Source organism: Ruegeria sp. ABV4_181 (assembly GCF_056158465.1).
Window position 1 is genome coordinate 1,812,909 of the sequence record NZ_JBSWTI010000002.1, and the last position, 12,167, is coordinate 1,825,075.

Consider the following 12,167-nt stretch of genomic DNA (forward strand, 5'->3'; position numbering starts at 1 on the left):
GGTCCGAAGACCTCTCAATGGAGCGGGCGAGGCGATTCGAACGCCCGACCCTAACCTTGGCAAGGTTATGCTCTACCCCTGAGCTACGCCCGCGCCGTTGAGTGAGGCGTGAAGTATAAATTCTGGCGCAAAGCTGCAAGGGGAAAAACGCATCTTTAGGCAAATTTCTTTTTTGCGACGGAAATCCTTGCGGCCACCGTTCTAACACCAAACGCAGGAAAACTGTTGGAGGCCGCCGGTGAAACCCAGGGAACGAAACAAAATCATACTATTGGTTGGGCTGATGGCGGTGGCCACGGTCCTTTCGCACAAACCCGACAGGGCTGATGCGGCGGCCACACAGGTTTGGACGCCCCCGCAAGAAATCGCCACCGAGGTTCTGAAGGGGTGATCGGTCTCAGCCTTGCGGGTTCGGGCTGTAGGAGCAGGTGTAATTTTGACCGGCTAAAAGGCCAGCGCCAGGTTCGCGAGGGCTGCGATAAGAAGCGTTGCGAAGGTCAGCGACATGCCCGCCTGACGCAGAATCACGATCTGCGGGGTCTTTCCGAAACCATAGGCATGCAACACCCGCCCGCAGAGAATCCCAAGGCCCAGCAGATTGACCAGCCAACCGCCGGCGCCCTGCAGTTCTGCCATGGCAATCAGGAGCAGCGCAAAAGGGGCATATTCGGCGAAATTGGAATGTGTCCGTATCGCCTTGAGCATGGCTGAGCTGCCGCCGTCGCCATAGGAAATCTTGTCGTCGCGTCGCTGGAAGATGACCCGGACGCTGAGCGCAACATACAGAATTGCCAGCAAAGCCGCATAGATCGGTGTGATAGTCAGCATGGTCTGTGTCCCTCCGCGGTGCCAAAAAACGGGCCGCCCGGTTGTCCGAGCGGCCCTGTTAATCCTAGAAGTTTAGGCCGGTTATTCCAGTTCGACCAGAAGGTCCTTTGCGTCAATCTGACCGCCGGGCTGGACATGGACGGCTTTGACCACTGCGTCGCGTTCGGCATGGATGCCGGTTTCCATCTTCATCGCTTCGATGGTCAGCAGCAGATCACCTTCCTTGACTTCTTGCCCCGCCACCGCGGCAACGGTGGCCACAACACCGGGCATCGGTGCGCCGACGTGGTTCGCGTTGCCGGCCTCGGCCTTGGGCCGTGCCTGTGTGGTCGATGTTACAAGCCGGTTCGGAACGCGGATCACACGGGGCTGGCCGTTGAGTTCAAAGAAGACTTTGACCTCGCCCTTTTCGTCAGTATCGCCAATGGCCTGACAGCGGATTTCCAGCGTCTTGCCCGGGTCGATCTCGGCGGTGATCTCTTCGCCCGGCTCCATGCCATAGAAGAACGTGCGCGTGGGCAGGGTGCGCACAGGGCCATAGGTCCGATGGCGGCCCATGTAATCCAGGAACACCTTGGGATACATCAGATATCCGTTCAGATCCTCGTCATCGACCTCTTTGCCTTCCAATTGCTGCGACAACTCGGTCCGGGTGGCCTCAAGATCCACGGCTGCCACATCTTTGCCGGGGCGGGCGGTATTCGGGGCCTCGTCCTTCAGCACCTTCTTGATGATCGTGTCGGGGAACCCGCCCGGAGGCTGACCCAGGTTGCCGCGCATCATGTCGACCACCGAGTCGGGGAAGGCCACATCGGTATCCGGGTCTTCGACCTGCGCGCGGGTCATGTTCTGGCTGACCATCATCAGCGCCATGTCGCCGACAACCTTCGAGGATGGCGTCACCTTGACGATATCGCCGAACATCTGGTTCACATCGGCATACATCTGCGCCACCTCGTGCCAGCGTTCCTCCAGCCCTAGCGAACGCGCCTGCGCCTTGAGGTTGGTGAACTGACCGCCGGGCATCTCGTGCAGATAGACCTCGGACGCCGGGGCCTGAAGGCTGGATTCGAAGGCTGCGTATTGGCCACGCACCACTTCGAAATAGTCGCTGATTTCGCGGATTGCCTTAATGTCCAGCCCGGTGTCCCGCTCGGTATGGCGCAGCGCCTCGACCACGGTGCCCAGCGTCGCCTGGCTGGTGTTGCCGCTGAAGCTGTCCATCGCGCAGTCTACCGCGTCCACGCCGGCCTCAGAGGCCGCAAGAATGGTCGCGCTGGCGATGCCCGCCGTGTCGTGCGTGTGGAAATGGATCGGCAGACCGACCTCTTCTTTCAATGCGCGGATCAGGATCTTGGCGGAGGCCGGCTTCAGCAGGCCGGCCATGTCCTTGAGACCCAGCACATGTGCACCTGCATCGCGCAGATCCTTGGCCATGCCGACATAGTATTTCAGGTCATACTTGGCGCGGTCCGGATCAAGGATATCGCCGGTGTAACATACTGTGCCTTCACAGATCTTACCGTTCTCAACGACCGCATCCATCGCGACGCGCATGTTTTCGACCCAGTTCAGCGAGTCAAATACGCGGAACACGTCGATGTTGTGCGACGCCTGACGCACGAACTCCTGCACCACGTTGTCGGGATAGTTGGTGTAACCAACCCCGTTCGCGCCGCGCAGCAGCATCTGCGTCATCAGGTTCGGCATCGCTTCGCGCAGGTCGCGCAGGCGTTGCCACGGGCATTCCTGCAAAAAGCGATAGGCCACGTCGAAGGTCGCGCCGCCCCAGCATTCGACGCTGAAAAGCTGCGGCAGGTTCGCGGCATAGCTGGGTGCCACCTTGATCATGTCAATCGACCGCATCCGGGTCGCCAGCAGCGACTGATGCCCGTCGCGCATGGTGGTGTCAGTGATCAGCAACTGCCGCTGTGCCTTCATCCAGTCGGCCACGGCCTGCGGGCCTTTCTGCTCCAGCAGGTTGCGGGTTCCCATCTGGGGTTCGGCCTTCAGCGCGGGGGGCTTGGCCTCTTTCAGATCGGCACGCGGCTCGGGCCGGTCCTTTGTTTCTGGGTGCCCGTTCACCGTGATGTCGGCAATGTAGGTCAGGACTTTGGTGCCCCGGTCGCGGCGGCGCTTGAAGGTGAACAGATCCGGCGTCGTGTCGATGAACTTGGTGGTGTATTCGTTCGACAGGAACGTGGGATGTTTCAGCAGGTTGATGACAAAGTCGATATTGGTGCTGACGCCGCGGATCCGGAACTCGCGCAGGGCACGGTCCATACGGCTGATCGCCTTGTCAGGCGTGGGGGCCCAGGCGGTGACCTTGGTCAGCAGCGAGTCGTAATACCGCGTGATCACCCCGCCCGCATAGGCCGTACCGCCATCCAGGCGGATGCCCATACCGGTGGCCGAGCGATAGGCAGTGATGCGGCCATAGTCGGGGATGAAATTGTTCTGCGGGTCCTCGGTGGTGATCCGCGTTTGCAGGGCGTGGCCGTTCAGTTGCACGTCAGCCTGGCTGGCCGCGCCGGTGGCCTCGGCCAGTGATTTCCCCTCGGCGATCAGAATCTGTGCCTGAACGATGTCGATGCCTGTGACTTCTTCGGTGACGGTGTGTTCAACCTGCACGCGCGGGTTCACTTCGATGAAGTAGAACTTGCCGGTTTCCATATCCATCAGGAATTCGACAGTGCCCGCGCATTCATAGTTCACATGGGCACAGATTTTGCGACCCAGCTCACAAATCTCGGTGCGCTGTTCTTCGGACAGATACGGCGCAGGGGCGCGTTCAACGACCTTCTGGTTACGGCGCTGGACCGAGCAATCGCGTTCGTAGAGGTGATAGATCTCGCCATGTTTATCGCCGAGGATCTGTACCTCGACATGGCGGGCGCGGGTGATCATCTTTTCCAGATACCCCTCTCCATTGCCGAACGCGGCTTCGGCCTCTCGGCGGCCTTCCAGAACCTTTTCTTCCAGTTCATCCTCGGACTGGATCGGGCGCATACCGCGTCCACCGCCGCCCCAGGAGGCCTTCAGCATCAGGGGATAACCGATTTCGGCAGCTTCCTTGCGGATCGCGTCCATGTCGTCGCCCAGTACCTCGGTCGCAGGGATTACTGGCACACCGGCCGCGATGGCGACGCGCCGGGCGCTGGCCTTGTCACCCAAGGCGCGCATGGTTTCTGCCTTGGGGCCGATGAAGGTAATGCCGTTCTGAACGCAGGCATCCACGAAATCCGGGTTCTCGGACAGCAGGCCGTAGCCCGGGTGGATCGCATCTGCACCACATTCTTTAGCCACGCGGATGATTTCATCGATCGAAAGATAGGCGGCAACCGGCCCCATCCCTTCGCCAATGCGATATGCCTCATCCGCCTTGAAACGATGCAGGCCCAGCTTGTCCTCCTCGGCAAAGACGGCAACGGTGCGTTTTCCCATCTCATTGGCTGCGCGCATCACGCGAATGGCAATCTCGCCGCGATTGGCGATCAGGATCTTGTTGAAGTCGGTCATGTCAGGTCCCGGTCCTACTTGTTTGGCCGTGTTCATAGGCGGACAATACGCGCTCGTATATCAGTCGTTCTGGGTAGAACCGGCATGTTAACGCTCGCAAACGCCTTCTGTTAGCGCTATCTTTCTATACGTGCTGCGTTGCGGCATCAATCAGTGTCTCGATCGGTGGCAACTGATCCAGCGTTTCCGCGCCCAGCTGTCCCATATTCGCCGTCATATCCTGCCGCAGAATATCGATGACATGGGCCGGTCCGCGCGCGCCCAATGCGGCAAGACCATACAGGAAAGCCCGCCCAAGCATAACAAAATCGGCCCCCAACGCCCTGGCGCGCAGAATATCAAGGCCGCCTTCGATGCCGCTGTCAAAAATCAGCGGCAAATTCGTCGCCGCGCGGATCGCCGGAAGCACCTCGATACTGGCCGGCGCGCCATCGAATTGCCGGCCCCCATGATTCGAAACCCAGAGCGCGTCGACGCCCGCCTGTTGCAGCCGCTCGGCGTCCTTGGCCCGCATCACGCCCTTTACGACAAACGGACCGTCCCATGCGTCCCGCAGCCACTTTACATATTCCATGTCCGGCGAGGTTCGCAGCAGGTATCCGATATGAGCGGTCGGCGGCAGAGCGCTGTCGCCGTCGATGTATTTGTCCAAAGTCCGCATTCTCGGCATACCGCGCCGCGCCATTCCCAGAGCCCATCCGGGTCTTTGCGCGACTTGCAATAGCAGCCTTGGGGTCAGTCGCGGCGGGTTGGTCAGGCCCGAGCGAGTCTGCCGCTCGCGCCGGGATGCGACCGGTACGTCAGCGGTCAGGATGAGCGTCGAGAACCCCGCCGATTTTGCGCGGCTTAACACGTCCTTGCGTATCTCGGGGTTCCTCGGAGGGTAAAGCTGAAACCAGGCATTCGGACCAAGAAAAGGGGCCATTTCCTCGGGACTTTGGCTCGCCACCGTCGACAGGACATAGGGCAATCCCGCTGCGGCGGCGGCCTGCGCCAGCAGTATTTCCGCGCCGGGCCAGATCAGCCCGCACATTCCGATGGGCGCCATGCCAACAGGCAGCAGGTAGTCCTGGCCCAGAAACCGCGTGCTGGTATCGCAGTTGATTGGCCCATGCAGGATCGAGGGCAGGAATCCGATGCGGTCCAGCGCGTCCCTGTTGCGGTGCAGAGTGGCTTCGTTGCCCGTGCCGCTGGCCAGATACTCCCAGACGAAATGCGGGATTCTGCGCTGCGCGCGGCGTTTCAAATCGGCAATGCCGGGGAATGTACTGTGCAGGTCCATGTGAATTGATCCGACCTGCCACGCGATTCTGCAAGGATTTCAGGCCGCTGGTGCCGGCGGGGCCGCGTTGGGCGGTTGCGCTGGCTTCCGTTTGGTCCTTTCGGCCTCTGGAATTGCCGCAGAGACCGACCGGGCGGCGTGCACCTGGTTGCGCCCTTTGTCCTTGGCAACGTACAGCGCGTCATCTGCGGCGCGCATCAGATCCTGTGGCATGGTTCCATGCGCCGGGTAATGGGCCACACCAACCGAGATCGTGATACGCGGCAGCGATTTCTCGCCATAGCGGACCGCGACCGCCTCGACCGCCTGGCGCAGCTGTTCAGCCCGCATCATCGCGTCGTCCGGCGTGTTGTCCGGCAGGATCAGCATGAACTCCTCACCGCCAATGCGACAGGCAACCTCGTCCCGGTCGCAACCTTGTTCCAGCGCCGAACCCACGGCCCGCAGAACCATGTCCCCGGCGTCATGCCCATGCGTGTCATTGAACTTTTTGAAATGATCGACATCCACGGCGATCAGGCTCAGCTGTGCGCCGGTTTGCTGGCTGCGGCTGATAGCTTTGCGCAGGGTTTCGGTCATGTGCCGGCGGTTGAACAGCCCGGTCAGGGGGTCCCGGACTGACTGATCGTGCAACTGATCCCGCATCCGCACATTTGCGATTGCCATGCTGATTTGTTCGGCGCAGAGCTGCGCCAGTTTCTTGCTGGCGTGAAACGAGTTGTCGGTGCCTTCGTGGGCGCGCAGGTGCAGCAATCCAACGGTTTCGCCATGGGCCAGAATAGGGAAACAGAAATATGGCCGTCCGTCATGCGGTTCTGCATGTTCGCAGACAAAGTCGATCTCGGACGCCCCGTATTCATAGGTCCGGCCCCGTCGCAGGCCCCAGCACCCTTCGGGATGTATATGCGCCTTATGTGTTCCTCCGTTCCAGCTGGCGCAGCCATCCAGAACGTCCCGCGAATTCGAGTAGACATAAACGCTGCCTTCCGCCTCGGGCAGGATATGGGTCATGAACCGCGAGACCATGTCGAACAGTTCGTCCAGAGACCGGCTGGATTGCAGCCATTCGTTCAACTCGCCCAGCAACCGAACCTCACGTGCAAGGCGAAGCTGGTCATCCATCAACTCGCGTTCCTTGGCGGCGCGGATGCGCAGATCGCGCACCTGCCGACGATTCGTGCGATGGATCACCAGAATGACCGCCGTCAGCGCCAGCAGCGACACCGCGCAAAGCACTGTCAGAGATAGCCGCACGCGCGTGATGAACAGGTCCCGTTGTGGCGTGATGTCCGAATAGAACTCAATCGCGCCCAGAAACCGCCCGTCTTTGATGATCGGGGTATATATCTCGGCCACATGGCAGGTTTTCTTGCCGCCGGCCTCCATACTCTCCATGTCGAAAGACCGAACCTCGGAGATCGGTTTTTCTTCGTGCCTGTAGTACATATTCCCTGTGGCAATGACCTCTTTGAAATAGGGGTTGGCGTTCACCGACCCGACATCCGCCTCGCGCGTTGACCAGAACACACGCCCGGATGCATCGAACAGTTTGAAACGGTAGATGTCCGTGGTTTCTGGCAAAAGCTCCAGAAACTCCTGATCGTGTTCGTCCAGAATGCCGTGTCCAAACGTGGCCTCAACGTCGTGAAGATGGGTTGCGACCTGCTGATTCAATTGCGCCGCACGGTGCCGCAGATCCGATTCCAGCATCCGGTCGACCACCGGCGCCGGTATTGCGTAGATCCCCCATCCCGCAAGCGCCGTCAGCGCCACCAGCATCAGCGAGATGCCCGCGATTTTCAGGCCCGATGTCCGGCCCTTTATGTCATTCTGTTTCATTTCCCGCGCTCCCACAGCTTTGGGTCAAGCATCTTTGGTAAGGTTTTACGGGGAGTTAACGGCGATGGCGCGTTTGTTTAGAATTAAGCTGAAACCATGCAAAATCCTTGTGAACAAGCCGTGAACAAACTCTTTCCCTCGGCGCGCATCCGGCGTAGTTTGGACCCATGAGCAGTTATGACGAAATGGACGCGTTTGAAGGCGCATCGCTGTCCGCGCGGGCGATGGCGACGCGCCCGACGCCCTATCTGGACGAGTTGAACCCGGCGCAGCGTGAAGCGGTTGAGCGTCTGGACGGCCCGGTACTGATGCTGGCCGGTGCGGGGACGGGCAAAACCAAGGCCCTGACTGCCCGTATTGCGCATTTGCTGAGTACCGGCCGGGCACGCCCGAACGAGATTTTGTCGGTCACTTTCACAAACAAGGCCGCGCGCGAGATGAAGGAGCGTGTCGGCCGCCTGCTGGGGCAGCCGGCAGAAGGGATGCCGTGGCTGGGCACCTTCCACTCGATCTGTGTCAAGCTGTTGCGTCGCCACGCAGAGCTGGTCGATCTGAAATCAAACTTCACCATTCTGGACACTGACGACCAGTTGCGCCTGCTCAAGCAACTGGTCCAGGCCGCCAATATCGACGACAAACGCTGGCCTGCACGGATGCTGGCCGGGATCATTGACGATTGGAAGAACCGCGCACTGACGCCGGACAAGGTGCCTGCTGCGGATGCCGGGGCCTATAACAACAAGGGTATCGAGCTATACGCTCAGTACCAGACCCGCCTGCGGGAACTGAATGCGGTGGATTTCGGCGACCTGCTTTTGCATATGGTCACGATCTTCCAGACCCATCAGGATGTGCTGGAGCAATATCAACGCTGGTTCCGCTACATCCTCGTGGATGAATATCAGGATACCAACGTTGCCCAGTACCTCTGGCTGCGCCTGCTGGCCGGGGCGCATAAGAACATCTGCTGTGTGGGCGACGACGACCAGTCAATCTATGGCTGGCGCGGGGCCGAAGTGGGCAACATTCTGCGGTTCGAAAAGGATTTCCCCGGCGCCTTCGTGGTGCGGCTGGAGCAGAACTATCGCTCGACCCCGCATATTCTGGCGGCCGCGTCGAATGTCATTCGCGGCAATGAAAGCCGTCTGGGCAAAGAGTTGTGGACCGAAGCGGAAGAGGGGCACAAGGTCCATCTGATCGGTCATTGGGATGGCGAGGAAGAGGCCCGTTGGATCGGTGAGGAAATTGACGCCTTACAGGGGGGCACACGCGGAATTCGTCAGATGAATCTGGATGAAATCGCCATCCTCGTGCGCGCTTCTCACCAGATGCGCGCATTCGAAGATCGGTTTCTGACCATCGGACTGCCCTACAAGGTGATCGGCGGCCCGCGGTTCTATGAGCGGATGGAGATTCGCGATGCCATGGCCTATTTCCGGCTGGTGGTCAGCCCCGGAGACGATCTGGCCTTCGAGCGGATTGTGAATACGCCCAAACGCGGCCTTGGCGACAAGGCACAGCAGACGATTCAGATGACGGCACGGGAAAATGGGGTGTCTCTGGTCGACGGCGCGCGAATCGCGGTCGACAACGGGCTGATCAAGGGCAAGGGCGGCAAGGCGCTGCGCGAGTTGATTGACGGGTTGGCGCGGTGGAACGCGATGACGCGCGGGCCACGGCTTGAGGTCGACGACGAGTCGGTGATTGATGACGGTGCCCCCCTGCGGTTCGGTGAACCTGAAATGACGCATATTGAACTGGCACAAGTCGTTCTGGACGAATCCGGCTATACCGCGCACTGGCAGAACGAAAAGACACCCGAGGCACCGGGGCGGCTGGAAAACCTCAAGGAACTGGTCAATCAGCTCGACAATTTCGAAAACCTGCAGGGGTTTCTGGAACACGTCAGCCTGGTCATGGACAACGAGCAGGAGGGCGACGGGGCCAAGGTCTCGATCATGACGCTGCATGCGGCCAAGGGGCTGGAGTTTCCCGCTGTGTTCCTGCCGGGGTGGGAGGACGGGCTGTTCCCCTCGCAGCGGTCGATGGACGAAACCGGAATCAAGGGATTGGAAGAGGAACGGCGGCTGGCCTATGTCGGCATCACCCGGGCGGAAGAGGTCTGCACGATTTCCTTCGCCGCCAACAGACGGGTATTCGGGCAGTGGCAGAACTCGATGCCGTCGCGCTTCATCGATGAATTGCCCGAGGATCATGTTGAGGTTTTGACGCCCCCGGGGCTTTATGGCGGGGGACAGCATGCGGCCAGTATCGAAACCCGCGCGGCAGAGGCAAATGTCTATAACTCGCCCGGGTGGAAACGGATGCAGGCGCGGCAGGGGCAGTATGGAACCTCTCAGCCACGCGAAAGCCGCAATACGGTGATCGACGCCACGGCAGTCGCCAGCTTCACACTGGGCGAGCGCGTGTTTCACCAGAAATTCGGCTATGGCGCAGTGATCGGTATCGAGGGAGACAAGGTCGAGGTCAATTTCGACAAGGCCGGGGTCAAGAAAGTCGTCTCGCGGTTTTTGTCAGCCAAGGACGACGTGCCCTTTTAGTCAAATCGAATGTGCCTGGCGGCACATGCTCTGCCTTTTCTGGGGCGCCCGGCACCGGCCGAGGCGCCCATTTATTTGTCCGTGAAAACAAAAACGGCGGTTCCCAGGGAGGAGGAGGGGAACCGCCGTTCTTTTCAACACCAGGGCAGGGAGGAGGAGAGCCCCGATGTATCCGAACCCGGGTCTGATCCCGGTATGAGGAAGACGCGGCGACGTCAGGGAGGAGAAGAGGCGTCGCCGCGCGCTTTCAACACCAGGGCAGGGAGGAGGAGAGCCCCGATGTATGCGAACCCGGGTCTGATCCCGGTATGAGGAAGACGCGGCGACGTCAGGGAGGAGGAGAGACGTCGCCGCGCACTTTCAACACCGGGAAAGGGAGGAGGAGTACCCGGTGTGTTCGTGTCCGGCGTCCGGAGCCGGTATAAGGGGCGGCGACATCAGGGAGGAGGAGAGATGCCGCCGCTGAAATACAGGTCCTTAAGGGAGGAGAAAGGACCTGATCTCGGTTATGTGGTGTTGCGCTTAGTGCGCAAAGTGTTCTTCGGCCGCCTGCTGCGCCAGACGACGGATCATCGAGCGGTGCAGGCCAAGGTCGGCCAGTTCGCGATCCGACAGTTCGGACAATTCGCTGACCGTCTGGCGATAGACGCGATAGCGGGCGAACCGGGTCTTTGCAGCCTCGATCAGCGAAGCCAGGCCGGTTGTCGGAGCGCCTTTGAGCGCGGTCTGATGTGTTGCTACAGCCATTTGCGTAACCCGTAATATTGTGTTGCTGCCGGTGTTTCCGGCGTTTGCTTGAGACTGAAAATAAGTGAATGCTGCGATTGCACAATAGCTGATGGTGTCAATGCTGCTATGCAGCAAGTGCATAGATATCAACGCGTTGCGATCCCGTTGGCGAATTCCCTTGAAAATAAGGGTATTGGCTGCGCCTTTTCTGAGGTGCGGAAAACTTCGTGTTTTTTGGCATGCCGGGTTCTGCCCCTTCTTTGTGCGGTGTCTTCCGAAATTTGTGCGTTATGAAATTGGGAGGGATCGGTGATGGGCGGCCATCGAACCGTCATGGGAAATCGTGGGCGGTTAGCGGAAGGGGTGCATATGCGCCGACCCGTCCGGGTTGATTCGTTGGGTTGGACCTGATCGATCTGGTCTTTCGGGCAATAATCGCTTCTTGGTGAATAATTATTGGGAAATCGTGGGACAAGGTGGGCGCGCAGCTATACTACAATATGTAGCGATCATGGTTAGACAGATGCGTATTTATGGTAATTTCGGAGTATTTTCATTTAGCCTTCGCTCCGATATAAAGTGATTCCGGAGCTGGTTTTGAAAATTTTCCTGTTGATTTCCATGAATTCCCATGGCATCCCTTATTTATCCGATGAGGACGAGGTACATGGGGCGCCAAACGACCCCGAACCAACAAAAACAGGTTTCATACAGGCATCTCGCTTTCATCAATCAAGAGATCCGGCGCGCGGGCGAGCAGACATCCCCCCAGGTGGCGCGCGCAGCTGGACATCCCGCAAAGCGGGTCAATGCGGCGGGTTGATCAGTGGCAGCAGATCAACCCGCCGTTTTTCATCCGGGGGGAAATGTAGGTGGGGCGCAAGCGAAAGGGACAGTCGTCTTGGCGCGCAGGTTCAGAGGTGAAAGCCACCACAAGGTGGATGCGAAAGGCAGGGTATCAATCCCGGCCTCTTTTCGCCGTGTGCTTGAAGCTTCGGACCCGAACTGGCAGCCCGGTGACAGCCCTGAACTGGTGATTGTCTATGGCGACCACCGCCGCAAATTCCTTGAATGTTACACGATGCAGGCGATTGACGAGGTCGACGCCAAGATCGACGCGCTGCCGCGCGGCTCGATGCAGCGGAAGATGCTGCAGCGCATGTTCCATGGTCAGTCTTTCCCGACCACAGTAGACGAAACAGGAAGGCTGGTGCTGCCTGCCAAGCTGCGCAGCAAGATCGGGCTTGAAGGCGAAGCTTTCTTTATCGCCGCCGGCGACACGTTCCAGATCTGGAAGCCCGAGACCTACGAATCCGTTGAACTGGCCGCTGCCGAAGAATGGCTCGACGATCAGCCCGAGGATTTCGACCCGCTGGAATTCCTAGACGGCACCGGGGATGCCTAGCGGC

General features: G+C 59.7%; 7 protein-coding genes and 1 tRNA gene. 2 read left to right on the plus strand and 6 right to left on the minus strand.

The genetic code is table 11. The annotated features are described in order from the left end of the window. Positions 1–18: 18 nt before the first annotated feature. From ACXAC3_RS09000 to ACXAC3_RS09020, 5 genes are all read right to left on the minus strand, one after another. Positions 19–93: transfer RNA gene (locus ACXAC3_RS09000), tRNA-Gly, on the minus strand. A gap of 351 nt (positions 94–444) precedes the next feature. Next, on the minus strand, positions 445–828 hold the full coding sequence (locus ACXAC3_RS09005; protein ID WP_475158939.1) for an MAPEG family protein: 384 nt from the start codon (positions 826–828) through the stop codon (positions 445–447). A gap of 81 nt (positions 829–909) precedes the next feature. After that, a complete protein-coding gene (locus ACXAC3_RS09010) occupies positions 910–4,347 on the minus strand; it encodes a pyruvate carboxylase (RefSeq protein ID WP_475158941.1) in 3,438 nt (1,145 codons plus the stop codon). Positions 4,348–4,471: 124 nt separating this feature from the next. Then, a complete protein-coding gene (locus ACXAC3_RS09015; RefSeq protein WP_475158943.1) occupies positions 4,472–5,629 on the minus strand; it encodes an alpha-hydroxy acid oxidase in 1,158 nt (385 codons plus the stop codon). Between the two features lie 39 nt (positions 5,630–5,668). Beyond that, a complete protein-coding gene (locus tag ACXAC3_RS09020) occupies positions 5,669–7,468 on the minus strand; it encodes a sensor domain-containing diguanylate cyclase (RefSeq protein ID WP_475158944.1) in 1,800 nt (599 codons plus the stop codon). 167 nt (positions 7,469–7,635) lie between these two features. Here ACXAC3_RS09020 and ACXAC3_RS09025 point away from each other — a divergent pair, with 167 nt between their 5' ends. Beyond that, positions 7,636–10,029, plus strand: coding sequence for an ATP-dependent helicase (locus ACXAC3_RS09025; RefSeq protein ID WP_475158946.1), 2,394 nt, complete (start codon positions 7,636–7,638; stop codon positions 10,027–10,029). 522 nt (positions 10,030–10,551) lie between these two features. On the opposite strand, the gene ACXAC3_RS09030 is transcribed toward ACXAC3_RS09025, so the two are convergent. Then, positions 10,552–10,776: a DUF1127 domain-containing protein gene (locus tag ACXAC3_RS09030; protein WP_475158948.1), complete on the minus strand. Its 225-nt coding sequence runs from the start codon at positions 10,774–10,776 to the stop codon at positions 10,552–10,554. 883 nt (positions 10,777–11,659) lie between these two features. Between ACXAC3_RS09030 and mraZ the strand changes: the two genes are divergently transcribed. Then, a complete protein-coding gene (gene mraZ, locus ACXAC3_RS09035; RefSeq protein ID WP_475158951.1) occupies positions 11,660–12,163 on the plus strand; it encodes a division/cell wall cluster transcriptional repressor MraZ in 504 nt (167 codons plus the stop codon). Positions 12,164–12,167: the final 4 nt, after the last annotated feature.

Bases quoted from the DNA above. Each gene is read 5' to 3' on its own strand.
- ACXAC3_RS09005 (WP_475158939.1), bottom strand. From the start codon at position 828: ATGCTGACTATCACACCGATCTATGCGGCTTTGCTGGCAATTCTGTAT.
- ACXAC3_RS09010 (WP_475158941.1), bottom strand. From the start codon at position 4,347: ATGACCGACTTCAACAAGATCCTGATCGCCAATCGCGGCGAGATTGCC.
- ACXAC3_RS09015 (WP_475158943.1), bottom strand. From the start codon at position 5,629: ATGGACCTGCACAGTACATTCCCCGGCATTGCCGATTTGAAACGCCGC.
- ACXAC3_RS09020 (WP_475158944.1), bottom strand. From the start codon at position 7,468: ATGAAACAGAATGACATAAAGGGCCGGACATCGGGCCTGAAAATCGCG.
- ACXAC3_RS09025 (WP_475158946.1), top strand. From the start codon at position 7,636: ATGAGCAGTTATGACGAAATGGACGCGTTTGAAGGCGCATCGCTGTCC.
- ACXAC3_RS09030 (WP_475158948.1), bottom strand. From the start codon at position 10,776: ATGGCTGTAGCAACACATCAGACCGCGCTCAAAGGCGCTCCGACAACC.